Origin of the sequence: Pseudomonas sp. BNK-15, assembly GCF_047456105.1 — a bacterium.
In the GTDB taxonomy this organism is placed as follows: Bacteria; Pseudomonadota; Gammaproteobacteria; order Pseudomonadales; family Pseudomonadaceae; genus Aquipseudomonas; species Aquipseudomonas putida_E.
In genome coordinates this window covers 4,479,530-4,498,122 of record NZ_CP179898.1, presented here as the reverse complement: position 1 = coordinate 4,498,122, position 18,593 = coordinate 4,479,530, and the positions used below count along the sequence as shown (strand labels likewise).

Here is an 18,593-nt window from a genome sequence, read left to right as displayed (position 1 = left end):
TTCGTTACAGCATAAAGCCATTTGCACATGCTGGACCGGCACAGTTAGGCTTCGGCCTTGCGCAACAGTACAGATATTCTGGAACGGGCTCGGGCGTTCACCCTGACTCAACCTCCCTGTAACGTTGCACAGCGCGACCAACTCATACCTTGGGGCGCCCGGTGACCCAATAGTCAAGCGCCACTTTTCGTTTCAATCAGGCCACACCATGACCGATATCGCAGGGCAACTCGACCCTCCCCTGTTACCCGTCGACCAGCCTCGGGTGGTGGTCTTCGTTGCCTACCCCGCCATGGGCCTGCTCGACCTCAGCGGCGCGCAGACCGTGTTCTGGGCAGCCACCAAGGCCATGGCCGAGCGCGGCCTGCCCGGCTACCGCCTGCATACTGCCAGCCTCGACGGTGGCCTGCAGCCAACCGCCGAAGGCCTGGTGGTGGCCACCGAGCGCCTGGATGATGCCATGGCCCAGGCCGTCGACACGTTGATCGTACCCGGCGCGCCGGACATCATCCGCAGCCTTCCCGAGCACGGTCCGCTGGTGGCCTGGCTGCGCCGCGCCAGCCAGCACGCCAGGCGCACGGCATCGGTCTGCAGCGGCACGTTCCTGCTGGCCAGTGCCGGCCTGCTCGACGGCCGTCGTGCTGCCACCCACTGGGCCATGTGCGAGGTGTTGCGGCGCGACTTCCCGGCCGTGCAGGTCGACCACGAATCGATCTTCGTTCAGCAAGGTACCCTGTGGACCTCGGCGGGTGTGAGTGCAGGGATCGACCTGGCACTGGCGCTGGTCGAGCTGGACTGCGGCCGCGACGTCGCGATGCAGGTGGCTCGCGAACTGGTGGTGTTTCTCAAGCGCCCGGGCGGCCAGGCGCAGTTCAGTGAACTGCTCAAGCTGCAAGGCCAGGACTGCGCGGAGTTCGAAGCCCTGCACCTGTGGCTCAATGAGAACCTGGGCGACCCACGCTTGAGCGTGGAGCGCCTGGCCGAACAGGCGCACATGAGCCTGCGCAATTTCACCCGGGTGTACAAACTGAAGACCGGCCGCACACCGGCCAAGGCGATCGAGGTGTTCCGCCTGGAGGCGGCCCGGCGCCAGCTGGAAAACACCGACAGCCACATCGAGCAGGTCGCCCGCCTGTGCGGCTTCGGTAGCGAAGAACGCATGCGCCTTGCCTTCCAGCGCCACCTGGCCGTCACCCCGCGCGACTACCGTGCGCGCTTCGCCCGCAGCGTGCCGCTGGCCGAAATTCAGGGTTCTTTGGCCTAGGGCCCGCGCTTCGTCGCCCGTAGCATCGTTGATCGCAAACAAGGGCTACCTTGTTCTATCCGGACCTTCCAGGAGCACAACGATGAAAAACATCCTGATCATTGGCGCAGGTTTCGCCGGCCTGTGGAGCGCCCTGAGCGCTGTCCGCCAACTGGACCTGCATGGCCGTACGGATATCGAGGTGACGCTGCTCGCGCCTCAGCCCGAATTGCATGTGCGCCCACGGTTCTACGAGCCCGACGTACACACCATGGCTGCACCGTTGCAGGCGTTGTTCGAGGCGGTGAGCGTGCGTTTCGTGCAGGGCACGGCGTTCCACATCGACGAAGCCGGCAAGCGTGTGAGCTACCGCACCCAAAGCGGCACCGAGTGCAGCCTGCCCTACGACCGCCTGATCATGGCCTGCGGCAGCGTTCTCAACCGCCCGGACATGGTCGGCATCGAACATGTCTTCGATGTCGACAAGATCGACAGTGCCGCACGCCTTGAGGCCCACCTCAAGTCCTTGGCCAACCTGCCCGACACCCCTGCACGCAATACCGTGGTAGTGGCGGGCGGCGGCTTCACCGGCATCGAGACCGCGACCGAGCTGCCATCGCGCTTGCGCAATATCCTTGGCGAGCAGGCACGGCTGCGCGTGGTGGTGGTCGACCGCGGCGTGAAAATCGGTGCAGCTTTGGGCGACGGCATTCGCCCCTCTATCGAGCAGGCCTGCGAGTCACTGGGTATCGAATGGATCTGCGCGGCCAGCGTGGCCTCGGTCGACCCCGAAGGCGTACTGCTTGACAACGGCCAGCGCATCGAGGCCGGTACAGTGATCTGGACCGTGGGCTTCAAGGCCAACCCGTTGACCGAGCAGATCAGCGGCGAACGCGACCGCCAAGGCCGCCTGCACGTGGATGGCAACCTCAAGGTCAAGGGCAATGATGCGGTGTATGCCGCCGGTGACGTGGCCTACGCAGCCTGCGATGAGGCGGGCAACTACGCGGTGATGTCCTGCCAGCATGCCATCCCGCTCGGGCGTTACGCGGGCAACAACGCTGTGGCCGAACTCATTGGCGTGGCGCCCATGCCCTACAGCCAGCCCAAGTATGTGACCTGCCTCGACCTGGGTGCCTGGGGCGCGGTATACACCGAAGGCTGGGAACGCACGGTTTCCCCGCCCACGGACAAGGCCGAAGCGAAGGTGCTGAAGTCGCAGATCAACTCGATCTGGATTTATCCGCCGGCGGCCACGGACCGTCAGGCAGCATTGGCGGCGGCGGACCCGACCATACCAGTGGCCTGACCCAGCATCCATGGCCCACGCTTGGCAGCGCGGCAACACCTGCGCCGCGCAAGCAGTTCAATCCCGCTCGAAGAAGCTCGGGCCCTTTTCCTTCAGCAGCGCTACCAGCGCCCCGGCTGCCGGCGACAGGTAGCCGTCGGTGCGCACGGACACCGCCACGGTCCGGCGCATGGTGGTTTGCTGCAGAGGCACCTCGCGCAACCACGTCATCCCCAACCCGTGTTCCAGCGTTTCCCGTGCGACAAAGCTGAGCAGTCGCGTTCGGGCGATCAGCCGTGGCAACAGTGAAATCGCGTTGGTTTCCACCTGCACTTGCGGCGCCGGCAACTGGTGGCTGATGAATACATTGTCGATCCAGCGCCGCGCTGTAACGGTCGGCCCTGCCAGCACCCAGCGGTACTGGCAGAGGTCCTTTAGCTCGATGGGCCCGCAGAACACCGGATGCTCGGCGCTGGCCACCACGATCGCCTCATCTTCAAGGATGGCATGCGTGGTGAACTGCGGGTCATCGGCAAGCTGCGGCGAAATGATCACATCCAGGCGCCCCGCCCGTAGCGACTCCTTGAGTACATCGTCCTGCGCGATAGACAGCTTCAGGGTTACCTCAGGCGCCCGTTCGAGCAAGGCGGCGGTCAGGTGGGGCAGCAAGTGGTCGGCCATGCTCGCCGCGCAGCCCAGGCGAATGTTACCCACCAGCCCATTGGCAAAATCGCGCACCTCACGCTCGGTTTCGGCGATGTTCAGTTGCAGTTGCCTGCCCCGTGCCAGCAACAGCTTGCCGACATCGGTGAGTTTGATGCGGCGGCCGTCGCGCTGAAACAACCGGGTGCCCAGCGACTCTTCAAGCCGTTGAATGCTCTTGGTCAGTGCCGGCTGGCTGCGGTTGAGCTTTTCTGCGGCTCGGCCCAGATGGCCGAGTTCGGCGATGGTTTCGAAGTAGGTGAGATCGCGCAGGTCCATGATTCATGAATTTCAGTTATGGATTCATCAAAAGTAGAAAATAGACTTGATCGATTACGCAGTCGATAATTTTCTGCGCTGGCGTTGCCAGCCCGCGTTGTCGCTACGCAAGGAGTATCCCCGTTGCAGACTGCCCTCCCAGGCTCTTCCAGAACCCCCACCCTGTGGTTAGCCCTGCTGACCTGCGCCGGTGCCTGCGGCCAGCTGCTGCATGCCATGGCCGTACCGGCCGGCTTGTTCCTCGGCCCCATGCTGGTAGCCATTGCGTTTGGCGTATCCGGAGCACGCTTGAGCATGCACCGCCAGGTGTTCCGCTTCGGCCAAGGCTGTGTTGGCCTGCTGGTCGCACACTCGGTGACCTGGGCTGTGCTGGTCTGCATGGCGCACTCCTGGCACATGATGCTGGTGGCCACCTTCATCACCGTTGCCCTGAGCGCTCTGGTCGGGCTCGGTACCGTGCGTTTCGGTGGCATACCTGGCAGCACGGCTGCGTGGGGAACCGCGCCCGGTGCGGCCTCGGCCATGGTATCGATGGCCGAAGAAAACGGCGCCGACGCCCGGGTGGTGGCGACCATGCAATATGTGCGGGTGGTGTGCGTGGTGATGATCGGTGCGCTGGTCAGCCACCTGCTGGGCGCTACGCCGGGCAACGGCGCCGTGGCCAGTTCACCGGCGGTGATGCAAAGCCCGAACCTGTTCGACACGGCACTCAGCGTTGGCGTGGTGCTGTTCGGTATGCTGGTGGGTAGCCGCATGCCGGCCGGCGCCCTGCTGATGCCGCTGTTGCTCGGCGGTGCGCTGCAACTGGGCGGCGTGCTGACGATCACACTGCCCGCACCGCTGCTGGCCTTCGCCTATGGCGCCATCGGTTGCTACATAGGCCTGCGCTTTGACCGGCAGACCGTGCGCTATGTGTGGAAGCGCTTGCCGACGATGATTGCCGGCGCCATGGCCTTGATCATCCTGTGTGCCGCCTGTGCCTGGGTACTGGCAATGGCCATGGATACCGACTTTCTGTCGATGTACCTGGCCACCAGCCCCGGGGGGCTGGATGCCATGGCGATCATCGCGGTCGAGACGCATGCCGACGTCGGGTTGGTGCTGGCGATGCAGACCTTGCGCTTGTTTGGCGTGATTCTTACCGGGGCCTTCTGTGCTCGGCAGATCATTCGAATGACACAGGCATGACCTGATCGCGCCTTGCGCTGACGGTCAGCCGCGCAACGCCGCCTCGATTGCGGCCACATCGATCTTGCCCATGTCCAGCATCGCCTCGAACGCCCGCTTTGCCGCCGCCCGGTCCGGGTTGCCGATGGCTTCGATCAGGATCCTTGGGCAGATCTGCCAGGATATTCCCCACTTGTCCTTGCACCAGCCGCAGACGCTTTCTTGTCCGCCATTGCTGACGATGGCGTGCCACAGTCGGTCGGTCTCGGCCTGGTCCTCAGTGCTGACCTGAAACGAAAATGCCTCGCAGTGGCTGAACGCCTTGCCGCCATTGAGCCCCACGCAAGGGATGCCCATGACGGTGAATTCGACCGTGATCACATCACCCGCCTTGCCTGAGGGGTAATCACTCGGTGCCTGATGCACCGCGATCACCTTGCTGTCGGGGAAAGTGCTGGCGTAGAAGTTCGCAGCGTCTTGCGCGTCGTGGTCGAACCACAGGCAAATCGTGTTCTTGGCAGTCATGGCAAGGCTCCAGGGATAGGCCGGGACCTTTCAGTCTAGCCCCTGGGCACGGCACGGCGATGGGCGGGGCGCACGCTTGATCGGAGTGCGTCAAGCGCAGTGATTGCCGATGCCTGGCCAAATCAGAAAATCCCTACACGCAGCGGAGAATTATCGAGTCTTCGCACGCTTCACTTATCCATCCGGCAAGCACGATCATCTCCAAAGCGGCCTATAACCGACTTTTTTCAGGGAGATTCAGGTTTGTCGGACTTCCAAGCAAAGCTGCAGCACCTTACCGCTGAACAGGTCGAGGCGCTGTACAGCGAATACATCAGCGGTGAAAAGATTGCACACCTGCTCAAGCGCTACGCCATTGACGTGGCACCCAGCAGCCTGATCAAGGCGTTCCCGCCCCTGCCCTGCGCTGCCCTGCGTTGCCCCTACTGCAAAACCAGCCTGTTCGAGCGGCGCAAAAGCCGCACAGCTTCGAGCTGCCACGAAAACATGGCCTTCTGCAAAACCTGCGAGCATCGCCATTACTTCCCCGGGCGTACCCAGTGGCGCCGCGATTGCGCGTGCCAACCGTGCCTGGCGGCGCGCCAACAGGCCAGGCTGGAGCTGCAAGCACAACAGCGCCAACGCATAAGGGAGCACTGGTCACTGGCCAGACGCCGGCCGATACCTCTGCGCAGCCTTTCGATAACCCGCAAGCTGCAACTGCTGGCCCTGCTCGAGGTGCGAATGGACAAACAGCTTGACCGCCTGCTCCCGGCAGAGCATCCCACTGGCGATGAATGTCTCAGCCCGTCCAAGACCATGGATGCAAACCTGCTGCAGGCTTTGCAAGAAGACCTGATCCTGCTGGTCGACCCTGATTCGCCGCCGGTATGTTTCAGCAATGACCCAACGCCCAAGGCATGGCGTGACAAAGTGTACTGGGTGGTCAATGTAAGCCTGCACGGGCACCAACGTGCCCGCCTGACGCCGCTGCATCGCGCGCTGCTTGAGCTGCTGGGCGCAGGCCCCCGGCCCGAGTGGCGCGAAGAGCTCAGCGAGGCAATCACAACCTTGGCGATTGAAGAGGTGTTTGCCTGCATTGCTTCGCGCTGCGCTGCGCATGGCCTGCCGTTCGAAGCTAGCGCAAAGGCCGAGCGGGTTGTCGCGCAACTGCTCGGTATGCTGCCAGTAGCGTCTGCCTGGTCGCTTGTCGACGGCGCGGTGCACGGCGCGCTTGCCTACAGGGCGCGCAGCCATGTCACGCCGCTTCATGCCAGCAGCACCATTCCCGCCAACATGCTGGCGGCGGCTGAACGGGCCGTGAGGGAGCAGTGGCAGTTCAGCCCGTGCAGCTACGCCAGCAACGCAGTGCTCAACCACTACAGCCGTGTGCTGTTCGATGTACTCCTGCGACAGGCGGATCACGGCCTGCGGCGCAGGATTGCCGAGTACATCGAGCAGCTTCCCTGTCGTGGCGCATAACGGCAGTCACTTCAGGGTTTTTTCCAGGCCCTTGACGATCCCGCGAACAGGCCGCTTCCGACACGCGAAGCAGCCTGTTCGCCGAGGCGCTCTAGCCCGCCCTTTGCAACATCCTGCAGACAATTCCTACCCCCAGCAGTGAACCTGCTTGCAAAAATGCGGTCTTTCGCTGACGGTCAATCCACCGACCGGTTCGCCGGCCCAGCCAACGTTCCAGCGTCACCGGGCCTATTTTTCCTGATGCAGCGAAGACCCAACATGCCTGAATCCCGCCCAGCCTCCCTCGCCCTCCCTGCCCTGCGCGGCACCCTGATCGCCGCTCTGGTGGCTCTCGCCGCCCCCGTGCATGCCCAAGAGCCGGCCAGCGATGCGCGCTGGGTCAGTGACAGCCTGAGCACCTATGTACGCAGCGGCCCTACCGACGGCCATCGCATCGTCGGCACACTCAAATCCGGACAGAAGCTGACCCTCATCGGCAGTCAGGGCAACTACAGCCAGGTGCGCGGGCAGAACGGTGACCTGGTGTGGATCCTCTCCAGCGACCTGCAATCGGTCCCGGGCCAGGGTGAGCGCTTGCCTGAACTTGACGCACAGGTAGCGCAGTTGTCCGGGCAGCTGAAAACCATCGACGACAGCTGGAAGAACCGCGTGCAGGGCATGCAGGAAACCCTCGACTCGCGCAAAAAGCTGGTCGACGAACTGCAAGCACGCAACCAGGCATTGAACGAACAGCTTGATCAGACCCAGTCGAACCTGCGCGACGCTCAGGCACGCCTAGGCGATGAGAACAAACAGGTAATGATGCGTTACATGGTCTACGGCGGCAGCATTGCCGGCGCGGGCCTGCTGGCGGGGCTGATCCTGCCGGCGCTGACCCGTGGTCGCAAGAAGAACGACCGCTGGTTCTGAGGCTTGTCCGGCCAGGCAACGGGTTGCCAGTACCGGCCTGATCGCCGGCGAGCCGGCTCCATAAGCCCCAGAACGAGGTTCCTGAACGGCGGGCTTGCCCGCGCCATTTACTGCCGCAACCGCTCCAGCGCCTGCAGTACGAACATCGTCGCCCGTTCGGTCTCGCCTTCCCGGCAGGCAATCCCCAGTTGCCGCCACAAGCCAGGGCGCAGCGGCCGGCGCGCAATGCGCCGGTCCAGTTCGGCCATCTCGCCTTCCTGGGGCAGCAAGGTAGCGCCATAACCGGCACCCACCAGGCTCTTGATCGCGTCGTTGTAGTTCAACTCGATCCGCGGCTCAGGATACAACCCGGCGGCAGCGAACCACTCTGCGGTCACCCGCGACAGTTGGGTGCTGCTGTCATTGAGAATCAGCGCTCGCTGCCCCAGCCAGGCCGGTGTAACCCTGGCCGGCGGCTGCCAGTCGGCCGGCACGTAGGCCAGGATCGGGTCGCGCCGCCAGGCGGTGACCTTGATGCCCTTGCCCGCCACCTGCGGCAAAGCCACCAGGCCGATATCCAGGGCGCCTTCGCGCAGCCGCAGCAGGGAAGCCTGGGAGGTCAGCACCTGCACCTGCACATCGATGCCTGGATGTGCCACCCGCAAGTGCTCCAATGCCTGGGGCAACAGGTGGGCAATGGCGCCGGTCGAGGCGCCCAGGCGCACCCGACCGGTCAGGCCTTCGACCTGGCGCCGCACTTCATCCAAGGCAAGGTCGGCATCGGCCAACAGCCGGCGGGCACGTACCAGCAGGGTTTCGCCGATGGCGGTGGGGCGCACCTGGTTGCGGTTGCGGGTCAACAGCGGCGCACCGACCCTCGCCTCGAGCTCGGCCACGTGCAGGCTGATGGTAGGCGGCGCCAGGTTGAGCTGGCGCGCAGCCTCGGCGAATGACCCCAGGTCGGTAATGACCACAAGGGTGCGGAGGCGATCGAGGCTGATTTCACGCATGGGGGTGGGCCGGTTCAGGGTACATTTCGTTCAGAAAATATGAACGTCTGCATCATGATATTCAAATTTTATTTACCAAGACGACAGGCGAGCATAGGCCATCTTCCTTTTGAACGGACCCGACCATGCGCACCCCTATTGTCTTCATCGACGGCGACCAAGGCACCACCGGCCTGCAGATCCATGCCCGCCTGCAAGGGCGCACCGATTTGCAACTGCTGACCCTGCCCGAGGCCGAACGCAAGGACCCGCAACGGCGCAGCGACGCTATCAACAGCGCTGACATCGCCCTGCTCTGCCTGCCCGACGCCGCCGCGCGCGAGGCCGTGGCGGCCATCCGCAACCCGGCGGTGCGGGTGATCGATGCGAGCTCCGCGCATCGCACCACCCCCGGCTGGGTCTACGGCCTGCCTGAACTGGACCCGCGGCAGGCCGAGCGCATTGCTTTGGCCAAGCGGGTCAGCAACCCCGGCTGCTACCCCACTGGCGCCATCGCCCTGCTGCGCCCGCTGGTGCAGGCTGGCCTGTTGCCCGCCGACTACCCGCTGAGCATCCATGCCATCTCCGGCTATTCCGGCGGTGGCCGTGCGGCGGTCGAGCGCCATGAGCAGCCCGGGGCGCAGCGGGCGCCCACCCTGCAGATGTACGGCCTGGAGCTGGCGCACAAGCATGTACCGGAAATCCAGCTGCATGCCGGCCTGGCAGCCCGGCCGATGTTCCTGCCTGGTTATGCGGCCTATCGTCAGGGCATCGTCCTGAGCATCCCGCTGCAATTGCGCCTGCTGCCAGGCCAGATCCGCGCCGAGCAATTGCAGGCATGCCTTGAACGGCACTACCAGGGCGCACGCCACGTGATGGTGTCCCCACTGCACCAGCAGGGGGCGGCCTCGCCGCTGGATCCTGAGGCATTGAACGACAGCAACGACCTGCGCCTGGCCCTGTACGCCAACCCCGAACACGGCCAGGTACTGCTCACGGCAGTATTCGACAACCTGGGCAAGGGCGCCTCGGGTGCGGCGGTGCAAAACCTCGAGCTGATGGTCGCAGCACCGCAGGCACACGGCTGACAGGTAAAAAGGGGTAGACTGTGCGCCCCGCATCAACCGGTGCGGGGCGATACAACAGCCGCCGGAGCCCGTCCACCGATGTTCATTCTGAGCCGCCTCGACAGCGTGCCGCCCGAATCCTTCCAGAACCAGATCCGTGAGCTGGTGATCCACCATGTCGGCGAACTGAGCAGCGTCGCCATTCGTGCCGACAACCCGTTGTACCCTCTGTACCAATACGGCGTCGGCATGGAGGTGCATCAGTACCTGCAGGCCATGGACGGTACTCGCGGCCTTGCCGTGGAGCTGACCCTGGCACTGGACGCCGAAGCGCCGGACCAGATGCTCGGTTTCGCCCTTACATTACCGGCCCAGGACAATGCGCAGGCCTGTGCACTGGCCTTTCTCGCCGTGGTGCCCGGGCATCGCCGGCAAGGTATCGGCCGCGCCTTGCTGGCCGATGTGCAGGCACGCTTTGCCAGCGTCGAACTGAACGCCTTTGCCAACCAGGTGCCATGGTTCGAAGCGAGGGGCATGCAGGTGGTGGCCGCCAGTGGGCCGCAAGTGTTGATGAGCAGCACCGGCCAAGCCAGCGGCGCGCTGATCGGCCGCCTGGATATCGCGCCGATTTACCAGGCCACTGAAGTGCACCAGATTCATACCTACCTGCTCAATCAGCAGGGTGAAGATGCGATGATCGAAGCCGAGCAGCAGCGCGATGAGTGGCTGGATGAGCTGACGGAGCAGGCCCGCGCCTGTGTGAGGCAACGCAAGACGGTGCATTGACCGTGGGGCCTGATCGCGGGCGCCCCCGCGATCGGGCCTGAACAAGCACTTGAGCTAGACCTGACTCACCGGAATATCTCCGCCACCCTTGCCATCGCGCCGCTCCCCTATCCAGTCACTGACCTGCTGGCCGAACTGCGCCGGTGCCTTGCGCCCGAAGCGCCGTGCCAGGTCGAGGATAGTCTGCTGCGCCAGGGCCTCTTCCATCCGCTTTTGCGCCCCCAGCATTACTGCATGGATCGCACAGGTGCCCTCGGTGGCCCAACCCGGCGGTGAGCCTTCGAACAGCGTGCAACGCTCGCGGATCTCGCGGCAGTCGAAGATCTTCTTCGGCCCGTCAATGGCATTGACGATGTCCAGCACGGTGATCTCGTCCGACGGCCGGGCCAGTCGAAAGCCCCCCCGCACGCCTTCGGTCGCTGCCACCAGTTTGGCCCGGGCCAATTTGGTGAATACCTTGGCCAGGTATTCCTGCGGCACCCCCTGCAACTGCGCCAGGTCGCGAACACTCGACTCGCGGGTGTCACCGCGCTCGTCCACCAGGTACAGCAGGCAATGGATGCCGTATTCAACGCCAGCACTGTAGAGCGACATATAAATCTCCGACCAAACTTGTCGCCAATATTACGCTTACCGGCGTGCAATGGCAAAGCCATGAAATGCCATTGGTCGCTAGTCGTGCTCCCTGAGAATACCTATCCAACCCTTTATTCATAAGTCTTTCAGCGCTCAGGGCGACTTCTCGGCCAAGGCTCGGCTGGAAAAAAGAGTTGCACGATAGAACTACGATCAATACAGTCGTAGTTGTTTCGCACAGACACACACCCGTCGAAGCCCCCCTTACCCACGGAGCATCCTCATGAAATCTAACGTTTTGATCATCGGTGCCGGCTTTGCCGGTGTATGGAGCGCTTTGAGCGCCGCCCGCCTGCTCGACCAGGCCCGGCGCGACGACCTGAGCATCAGCGTGCTGGCGCCCCAGCCTGAACTGCGTATCCGGCCACGCTTCTACGAAGCCGACGTGCATGGCATGAAGGCGCCAGTGGGTGAGCTGTTCGAAGCCGTGGGCGTGCAGTTCCTCGCAGGCCATGTGCAGACCATCGACGCCCAAGGGCGCAGCGTGAGCTACACCGACGCAAGCGGCCTGCCCCAGCAGATCGCCTATGACCGCCTGATCCTGGCAGCCGGCAGCCAGGTGGCACGCCCGGCGATAGCAGGCGTGGCCGAACACACCTTTGACGTCGACCAGATGGAGTCGGCCGTGCGTCTCGAGCAGCACCTGGAGGGCCTGGCCGCCCTGCCCGCCTCACCGGCACGCAACACCGTGGTGGTTTGCGGCGGTGGTTTCACGGGCATAGAGACCGCTACTGAAATGCCTGCCCGCCTGCGTGCCGTACTCGGTGACGCTGCGGTGCGCGTGCTGGTGGTCGATCGAGGTGCCCAGGTTGGCGCCGCGCTGGGTAAGGGCATCACGCCGTCGATTGTCGCGGCTTGCGAACAGGCGGGCGTCGAGTGGTTGGCCGGCACCTCGGTGGTTGCCGTCGATGCCGGTGGCGTCACCTTGGACAACGGCGAGTATATCGCCAGCAAGACCATAATCTGGACCGTGGGCGTCAAGGCAAGCCCGCTGACCACCCAGGTAGCGGGCGAGCGCGACACCTTCGGCCGTCTGAAGGTAGACGACCACCTCAAGGTGGTTGGCCAGGCACACATCTACGCCACGGGTGACACCGCCTGGGCAGCCGTCGACGAACTGGGCAACCATGCGCTGATGACCTGCCAGCACGCCATCCCCATGGGCCGCTACGCAGGCAACAATGCCATGGCCGACCTGCTCGGCGAACAGCCGGTGGTGTATCGCCAACCCAAGTACGTCACCTGCCTGGACTTGGGCGGCTGGGGCGCGGCGTTCAGTGAAGGCTGGGAGCGCGAACTTAAATTGCAGGGCCAGGAAGGCAAGGCCCTCAAGCGCCAGATCAACAGCGTATGGATCTACCCGCCAGCCGCTGACCGTGCCTTGGCCCTGGCGGCCGCCGACCCATTGATTCCGATCGTTTGACGTAACTTCCTGACAGATCCGTCAATAAATGACGGATTTGTCAGCAGATGACGCTGCATTGAATGTCTGGTCAATAATGATGGCAATATGGCACTATTCTGAAAAACAATAATCAGAGGTGAGGCACATAACTATATTGCAGCACATTGAGCGCTTGGCATCGCCCCGGTGAACCGGGTGTGTGCCCATTTGCTTGATTGCGCACCACCGTCAAGGAACATTCCATGCAGTTACGGAATATGAAGATCGGCATTCGCGCTGCCAGCGTATTTGCCCTGTTGGGCGCCCTGGTCCTGGTCATGGGCCTTATCGCACTCTATGAAACCCGGCAGATGGACAAGGCCACGGACGAAATCCGGGTCACCTGGATGCCCGCCGTGGTCGCCCTCGGTGACATCAGTACCAACCTCGGCCGCGCCCGCGCCATCACCCTGCGCGCCGCGCTGGATGACAGCCCCACCGAGCGCATGCGCAACATCGAGTTGTTCAAAGGCATCAATGAACAACTCAACAACGGCCTGAAGGACTATGAAGCCACCATCATCGCCGCCGATGACCGTGCCCTGTTCAACACATTGATCGCCGCCCATCGACAGTACTTCGGCCTGCAGTCACAGGTACTCAAAGACATTGCCGCCGGCCGCATGGCCGAGGCCAAGCAGCAGATCAGCGGCCCGCTCACCCAGTACGCCGACACCATGATGAAAGCCCTGTCGGCCTTGATCACTTACAACAGCAACGGTGCCGAACAAGCCTCGCAGCGCAGCAGTGACGTGGCCGACGAAGCCTTCGCAGCCATTATCGGCTCTCTGCTGGTGATCATGATCGCCCTGGTGGCCATTGCCACCGTGCTTACCCGCAGCATCGTCGTGCCATTGGCAGATGCCGTGGCCGTGGCCGAACGTGTCGCCACCGGCGACCTGACCCAGGACATCACGGTTACCGGCCGCGATGAGCCGGCTTTGCTGCTGCGTGCCCTGAGCCGCATGCAGGCAAGCCTGCGCGATACCATTCGCAAAATTGCGGCCTCATCCGACCAGCTGGCCTCGGCTTCGGAAGAGCTGCACACGGTTACCGAAGATACCAGCCGTGGCCTGCACCAGCAGAGCGCGGAGATCGACCAGGCGGCCACGGCCGTCAACCAGATGACCGCCGCCGTAGAAGAAGTGGCGAACAACGCGGTGAGCACCGCCGATGCGTCCCAGGGCGCCGACCGCACCACACGCGATGGCCGCGAGCAGGTCAACCAGGCGCTGGCCTCGATCCAGCACCTGGTCGATGACGTTACCGGCACCTCTGCCGAAATCGAGCAGTTGGCCAGCAATGCCAACGAGATCAGCCGCGTGCTCGATGTGATTGGCGCGATTGCCGGCCAGACCAACCTGCTGGCCCTCAACGCGGCCATCGAAGCCGCACGTGCCGGTGAGGCGGGCCGTGGTTTTGCCGTGGTCGCCGATGAAGTGCGCGCCCTTGCTCACCGCACCCAACAGTCCACCGCAGAGATCGAACAGATGATCGCGGGGATTCAGAACGGTACCGAGCGGGCAGTGACGGCCATGCACAGCAGCCAAGGGCGTGCCACCGGTACGCTGGAAGTGGCACAGGGTGCCGGGCAGGCGCTGGAAGTGATTGCCGAGGCGATCGCTTCGATCAACCAGCGCAACCTGGTGATCGCCAGTGCTTCGGAAGAACAGGCACAAGTGGCGCGGGAGGTGGACCGCAACCTGGTCAACATCCGCGACCTGGCGATGCAGACCTCGGCGGGCGCCAACCAGACCAGTGCGGCGGCGCAGGATTTGTCGCGCCTGGCGGTTGATTTGAACGGCATGGTCGCGCAGTTCAAAGTCTAAGCTGAAACTGCTGGGGCCGCGTTGCGGCCCTTTCGCGACACAAGGCCGCTCCTACGCAAACGTTTGAGCTTTTGTGTTGCGAAAGGGCTGCAACGCAGCCCCCGGGCACCTACCCCTTGGCGCTGACAGCCCGCACAACCTTCTCGGCCTTGCCCCGCGTAGCCAGGCAGTAATACAACGGCACCGTCACGATCAAGCCGAACAGCCAGGACAAGTCCGCGCCCTCGACAATGTTCGAATAGGGCCCTACATAAAGCGACGTGTTGGCAAACGGCAACTGCACCAGAATCCCGCACGCATAGGCAATGATCGCGTGGGGGTTGAAGCGCCCGTAAATTCCGCCGTCAGCGCGGAAGATCGAAGCAATGTCGTATTCACCCTTCTTGATCAGGTAAAAGTCGATCAGGTTGATCGAAGCCCACGGCACCAGCACCAGCAACAGCGCCAGGATCAGCCCGATAAAGTGGCCGATGAAGTCCGCCGAGGCATTCAGCGCAACCATCCCGCACGCCACCAGAATCACTGCAGCCAGCATTACCCGCACCTTGATGCTGGGCGTCCATTGGGCGAAGAAGGTCTGGATGGCGGTGACGATCGACAGCACCGCACCGTACAGGTTGAGGGCGTTGTGGCTGATGATGTTGAGCAGGAACAGCACCATCAGGATCGGGCCCAGCCAGCCGGTGGCCTGCTTGACCGCATCCATCGCGTCGGTGCCTTGGGGCACGCACAGCACCGCCACCGCACCAAAGCTGAAGCACAGGATGGTGCCCAGGGTGGCGCCGAAGTACGTGGCCCAGAACGGCTTGGCAATACCGACTTCCTTGGGCAGGTAACGCGAGTAGTCGGAGGTGTACGGCGAGAAACTGATCTGCCAGATGGTCCCCAGCGACACGGTGGCGATGAAGCCCGACAGGTTGAACGCGCCTCGGCTGAAGAAGTCGGCCGGCAGTTCCTGGGTAAACATCATGATGAAACCGGCCAGCAATGCCGACCCCATCACCCAGGTGCCAATGCGGTTCAGGCTATGAATGAAGCGGTAGCCGATAACACCGATCGCCGTCGCGCTCAGGGCCCCGATGACGATCGCCGTGGGCATCGGCACGCTTGGGGCAATGCCGTGGATCGACTTGCCTGCCAGCACGATGTTGGAAATGAAGAAACCAACATAGATCAACGCCGTGAAGAACACGATCAGCAGGGCACCGTACCGGCCGAACTGGCCGCGGCTCTGCACCATCTGTGGGATGCCCAGTTGCGGTCCCTGTGCAGAGGCCAGGGCGATGACCACGCCCCCGATCAGATGGCCTAGCACGATGGCGATCAGGCCCCACAGCAGGTTCAGGTTAAATACCTGGACCACCATGGCGCCGGTGACGATAGGCAGTGGCGCGATGTTGGTACTGAACCAGAGGGTGAACAGGTCGCGCGCCTTCCCATGGCGCTCGGCAGGTGGAACGTAATCGACCGTGTGATTCTCGACAAACTGGTGTTGCGATGACGGTTGGGACATGGTTTTCAGCTCGAAAGGTCGTTTTTATCTTTGTAAGGAAACCGCGTCTAGGCGGCCTCTCAGCTGCGGACCATATTATGGTATTCCAAGCTTTTGACAACACTGATTCGGTTTTAAAAACCCTTACTGATCCGGTTCAGCAGCCGAGGCCACGCCCTGATTATTTCAGCAAAGCCCCATTTCATGCGGCCTTGAGCCATTCATCATGTTTTTTACAGCACTAAAAATTCCGCTTGCAAAACGAGTATTACGGTATACCATCAGACACATCAACGATAAAAAGCGGCCCACCGCTACCCCCTTCGAGGTACACGCCATGATCGACGCAACCGTTTACAAGAACGTCTTGGGCTCCTTCCCCTCAGGCGTCACCGTCATCACCACCCTGGACGACGACGGCTCGATCGTCGGCCTTACCGCCAGCGCCTTTTCTTCCCTGTCGATGGACCCGCCGCTGGTGCTGTTCTGCCCCAACTACAGTTCCGATTCCTACCCTGTACTGATCAAGAACAAGCGCTTTGCCATTCACCTGCTCTCTGGTGAACAGCAGGCTGAAGCCTACGCCTTCGCCAAAAAAGGCAAGGACAAGGCCGCCGGTATCGAGTGGACCCTGAGTGAACTGGGCAACCCGGTGCTGGCGGGGGCCACTGCGGTGATCGAATGCGAGTTGTGGCGTGAATATGAAGGTGGCGACCACGCGATAATGGTCGGCAAGGTGCACAACCTGATCGTTCCCGAGCAGGCCCCACGGCCGATGGTCTACTGCCGCGGCAAAATGGCCAGCCTGCCCGCCTTCGCCTGAGACGCCTAACGTTATTACTGACGCCTGGCACGCCAGGCGAGACTTTCAAGCTGCGAGGAATGCCCCATGAAATTTTCGTTGTTCGTACACATGGAACGTTGGGATGAACAGGTCAGCCACCGCCAGCTGTTCGAAGACCTTACCGAACTGACCCTGATGGCCGAGAACGGCGGTTTCAGCACCGTGTGGATCGGCGAACACCACGCCATGGAATACACCATTTCGCCAAGCCCGATGCCGCTGCTGGCCTATCTGGCTGCGCGTACCGAGAAGATCCGCCTGGGCGCCGGCACCATCATTGCGCCGTTCTGGAACCCGATCCGCGTGGCCGGTGAATGCGCCCTGCTCGACGTGATCAGCAACGGCCGCATGGAAGTGGGCCTGGCCCGTGGCGCCTACCAGTTCGAGTTCGACCGCATGGCCAATGGCATGCCAGCCACCGACGGCGGCAAGGCCCTGCGCGAAATGGTCCCGGCGGTACGCAAGCTGTGGGAAGGCGACTACGCCCACGAAGGCGAAGTCTACAATTTCCCCACCTCCACCAGTGTGCCCAAGCCGGTGCAGCAGGGCATGCCGCCGATGTGGATCGCTGCGCGCGACCCGGACTCACACAACTTTGCGGTGAAAAACGGCTGCAACGTCATGGTCACCCCGTTGATGAAGGGTGATGAAGAAGTACTGGACCTGAAAAACAAGTTCCAGGCTGCACTGGACAACAACCCCGAGGTACCGCGCCCGCAACTGATGGTGCTGCGCCACACCCATGTGCACAGCCCGTCGGAGCCCGATGGCTGGAAAATCGGCGCCCAGGCCATTTCGCGCTTCTACCGTACCTTCGATGCCTGGTTTGGCAACAAGACGGTCCCGGTCAACGGCTTCCTGGAACCAAGCCCAGAGTCGAAGTTCGCCGAGGTGCCGGCCTTCGCGCTGGAGAACATCCGCAAGAACACCATGATCGGTACACCAGAAGAAATCATCGCGCGCATCAAGTACTACCAGGAACTTGGCGTCGACGAGTTCAGCTTCTGGTGCGACAACAGCCTGCCCCACGCCGAGAAGAAGAAGTCGCTCGAGCTGTTCATCAAGGAAGTGGTGCCGGCGTTCGCCTGAATTCCCATTGCCTGAAAACGTTGCGGGATCAGCCCGCTCCCGGCGGCCGTGTTGGCCCTCGCGAGCGGGCGTTTTTTTAGCTGCAAGCAAGGGCGTACGTGCTCGTCCGCGAGCTTGGAGCTTGGAGCTTGAAGCCGGCTCACGCCGCCTTTCGTCTTCTCATCAGAGAAATTTCCAGCGGCCTCTTGCACAACAAATATTATGGTATACCATCAGACAACAAGAGCTGATAACCCTCACCAGGAGCCCCTCATGAGTTTCGAAATCCGCAAGATCGTCACCTACTCCGAAGAGACCCGCATCGAAGGCGGCAAGGCCACCGACAAGCCGGTGACCATGGTCGGCCTGGCCGTGGTGATCAAGAACCCATGGGCCGGCCGCGGCTTCGTTGAAGACCTCAAGCCGGAAATCCGCGCCAACTGCTCCGAGCTGGGTGCGCTGATGGTCGAGCGCCTGACCGCTGCCATCGGTGGTGCCGACAAGATCGAAGCCTACGGTAAAGCTGCCGTGGTCGGCGCTGATGGCGAGATCGAGCACGCTTCAGCGGTGATCCACACCCTGCGCTTCGGCAACCATTACCGCGAAGCCGTACAAGCCAAGAGCTACCTGAGCTTCACCAACAAGCGCGGCGGCCCGGGCACCTCGATCCAGATCCCGATGATGCAAAAGGACGACGAAGGCCTGCGCTCGCACTACATCACCCTGGAAATGCAGATCGAAGACGCCCCGCGTGCCGACGAAATCGTCGTGGTACTGGGCGCTGCCGACGGCGGCCGCCTGCACCCGCGCATCGGCAACCGTTATATCGACCTGGAAGAACTGGCTGCCGAAAAAGCCAACGCTCAATAACAACAACCAAGACGG

The 18,593-nt window shown here is 62.7% G+C and carries 17 protein-coding genes; 12 read left to right on the top strand and 5 right to left on the bottom strand.

All coding sequences use genetic code 11. The annotated features are described in order from the left end of the window. Positions 1–208: 208 nt before the first annotated feature. Complete coding sequence (locus tag ACMGF5_RS20560; RefSeq protein WP_115275045.1) at positions 209–1,264, top strand: GlxA family transcriptional regulator; 1,056 nt, start codon at positions 209–211, stop codon at positions 1,262–1,264. An 82-nt stretch (positions 1,265–1,346) separates the two neighbouring features. Beyond that, complete coding sequence (locus ACMGF5_RS20555; protein ID WP_161872965.1) at positions 1,347–2,552, top strand: NAD(P)/FAD-dependent oxidoreductase; 1,206 nt, start codon at positions 1,347–1,349, stop codon at positions 2,550–2,552. 57 nt (positions 2,553–2,609) lie between these two features. On the opposite strand, the gene ACMGF5_RS20550 is transcribed toward ACMGF5_RS20555, so the two are convergent. Beyond that, positions 2,610–3,512, bottom strand: a complete 903-nt coding sequence (locus ACMGF5_RS20550) for a LysR family transcriptional regulator (protein ID WP_115275047.1) — start codon at positions 3,510–3,512, stop codon at positions 2,610–2,612. 216 nt (positions 3,513–3,728) lie between these two features. Here ACMGF5_RS20550 and ACMGF5_RS20545 point away from each other — a divergent pair, with 216 nt between their 5' ends. Further along, a complete protein-coding gene (locus ACMGF5_RS20545) occupies positions 3,729–4,700 on the top strand; it encodes an AbrB family transcriptional regulator (RefSeq protein ID WP_237858964.1) in 972 nt (323 codons plus the stop codon). A 24-nt stretch (positions 4,701–4,724) separates the two neighbouring features. Here the strand turns inward: ACMGF5_RS20545 and ACMGF5_RS20540 are convergent, their stop codons facing one another. After that, positions 4,725–5,204 carry a VOC family protein gene (locus ACMGF5_RS20540; RefSeq protein ID WP_046785456.1) on the bottom strand — a complete coding sequence of 160 codons (480 nt, stop codon included), beginning with the start codon at positions 5,202–5,204 and terminating at the stop codon, positions 4,725–4,727. Between the two features lie 243 nt (positions 5,205–5,447). Between ACMGF5_RS20540 and ACMGF5_RS20535 the strand changes: the two genes are divergently transcribed. Continuing rightward, a complete protein-coding gene (locus tag ACMGF5_RS20535; protein ID WP_119688924.1) occupies positions 5,448–6,665 on the top strand; it encodes a hypothetical protein in 1,218 nt (405 codons plus the stop codon). A gap of 258 nt (positions 6,666–6,923) precedes the next feature. Further along, on the top strand, positions 6,924–7,574 hold the full coding sequence (locus ACMGF5_RS20530) for a TIGR04211 family SH3 domain-containing protein (protein WP_115275050.1): 651 nt from the start codon (positions 6,924–6,926) through the stop codon (positions 7,572–7,574). Between the two features lie 107 nt (positions 7,575–7,681). On the opposite strand, the gene ACMGF5_RS20525 is transcribed toward ACMGF5_RS20530, so the two are convergent. Continuing rightward, a complete protein-coding gene (locus ACMGF5_RS20525) occupies positions 7,682–8,563 on the bottom strand; it encodes a LysR family transcriptional regulator (RefSeq protein WP_119688923.1) in 882 nt (293 codons plus the stop codon). 125 nt (positions 8,564–8,688) lie between these two features. Between ACMGF5_RS20525 and argC the strand changes: the two genes are divergently transcribed. Then, positions 8,689–9,630 (top strand): N-acetyl-gamma-glutamyl-phosphate reductase, encoded by a 942-nt coding sequence (argC, locus tag ACMGF5_RS20520; protein WP_115275051.1) that lies wholly within the window; start codon positions 8,689–8,691, stop codon positions 9,628–9,630. A gap of 78 nt (positions 9,631–9,708) precedes the next feature. Next, complete coding sequence (locus ACMGF5_RS20515) at positions 9,709–10,395, top strand: GNAT family N-acetyltransferase (protein WP_115275052.1); 687 nt, start codon at positions 9,709–9,711, stop codon at positions 10,393–10,395. Between the two features lie 54 nt (positions 10,396–10,449). On the opposite strand, the gene ACMGF5_RS20510 is transcribed toward ACMGF5_RS20515, so the two are convergent. Then, positions 10,450–10,989 (bottom strand): RrF2 family transcriptional regulator, encoded by a 540-nt coding sequence (locus ACMGF5_RS20510; RefSeq protein ID WP_046785462.1) that lies wholly within the window; start codon positions 10,987–10,989, stop codon positions 10,450–10,452. Positions 10,990–11,254: 265 nt separating this feature from the next. Here ACMGF5_RS20510 and ACMGF5_RS20505 point away from each other — a divergent pair, with 265 nt between their 5' ends. Beyond that, the gene (locus tag ACMGF5_RS20505; protein WP_414157142.1) at positions 11,255–12,454 is read left to right on the top strand and encodes an NAD(P)/FAD-dependent oxidoreductase; all 1,200 of its coding nucleotides are present in this window, start codon (positions 11,255–11,257) and stop codon (positions 12,452–12,454) included. A gap of 224 nt (positions 12,455–12,678) precedes the next feature. Next, positions 12,679–14,304, top strand: coding sequence for a methyl-accepting chemotaxis protein (locus ACMGF5_RS20500; RefSeq protein ID WP_414157141.1), 1,626 nt, complete (start codon positions 12,679–12,681; stop codon positions 14,302–14,304). A 109-nt stretch (positions 14,305–14,413) separates the two neighbouring features. Here ACMGF5_RS20500 and ACMGF5_RS20495 read toward each other — a convergent pair whose 3' ends face one another. Continuing rightward, a complete protein-coding gene (locus tag ACMGF5_RS20495; RefSeq protein WP_115275055.1) occupies positions 14,414–15,817 on the bottom strand; it encodes a purine-cytosine permease family protein in 1,404 nt (467 codons plus the stop codon). Between the two features lie 316 nt (positions 15,818–16,133). On the opposite strand from ACMGF5_RS20495, the gene ACMGF5_RS20490 reads away from it, so the two are divergent. From ACMGF5_RS20490 to ACMGF5_RS20480, 3 genes are all read left to right on the top strand, one after another. Beyond that, positions 16,134–16,619: a flavin reductase family protein gene (locus tag ACMGF5_RS20490; RefSeq protein ID WP_012314149.1), complete on the top strand. Its 486-nt coding sequence runs from the start codon at positions 16,134–16,136 to the stop codon at positions 16,617–16,619. A gap of 66 nt (positions 16,620–16,685) precedes the next feature. Then, positions 16,686–17,729, top strand: coding sequence for an LLM class flavin-dependent oxidoreductase (locus ACMGF5_RS20485; protein ID WP_204917808.1), 1,044 nt, complete (start codon positions 16,686–16,688; stop codon positions 17,727–17,729). Between the two features lie 252 nt (positions 17,730–17,981). Then, positions 17,982–18,578 (top strand): amino acid synthesis family protein, encoded by a 597-nt coding sequence (locus tag ACMGF5_RS20480; protein WP_003256068.1) that lies wholly within the window; start codon positions 17,982–17,984, stop codon positions 18,576–18,578. Positions 18,579–18,593 lie beyond the last annotated feature (15 nt).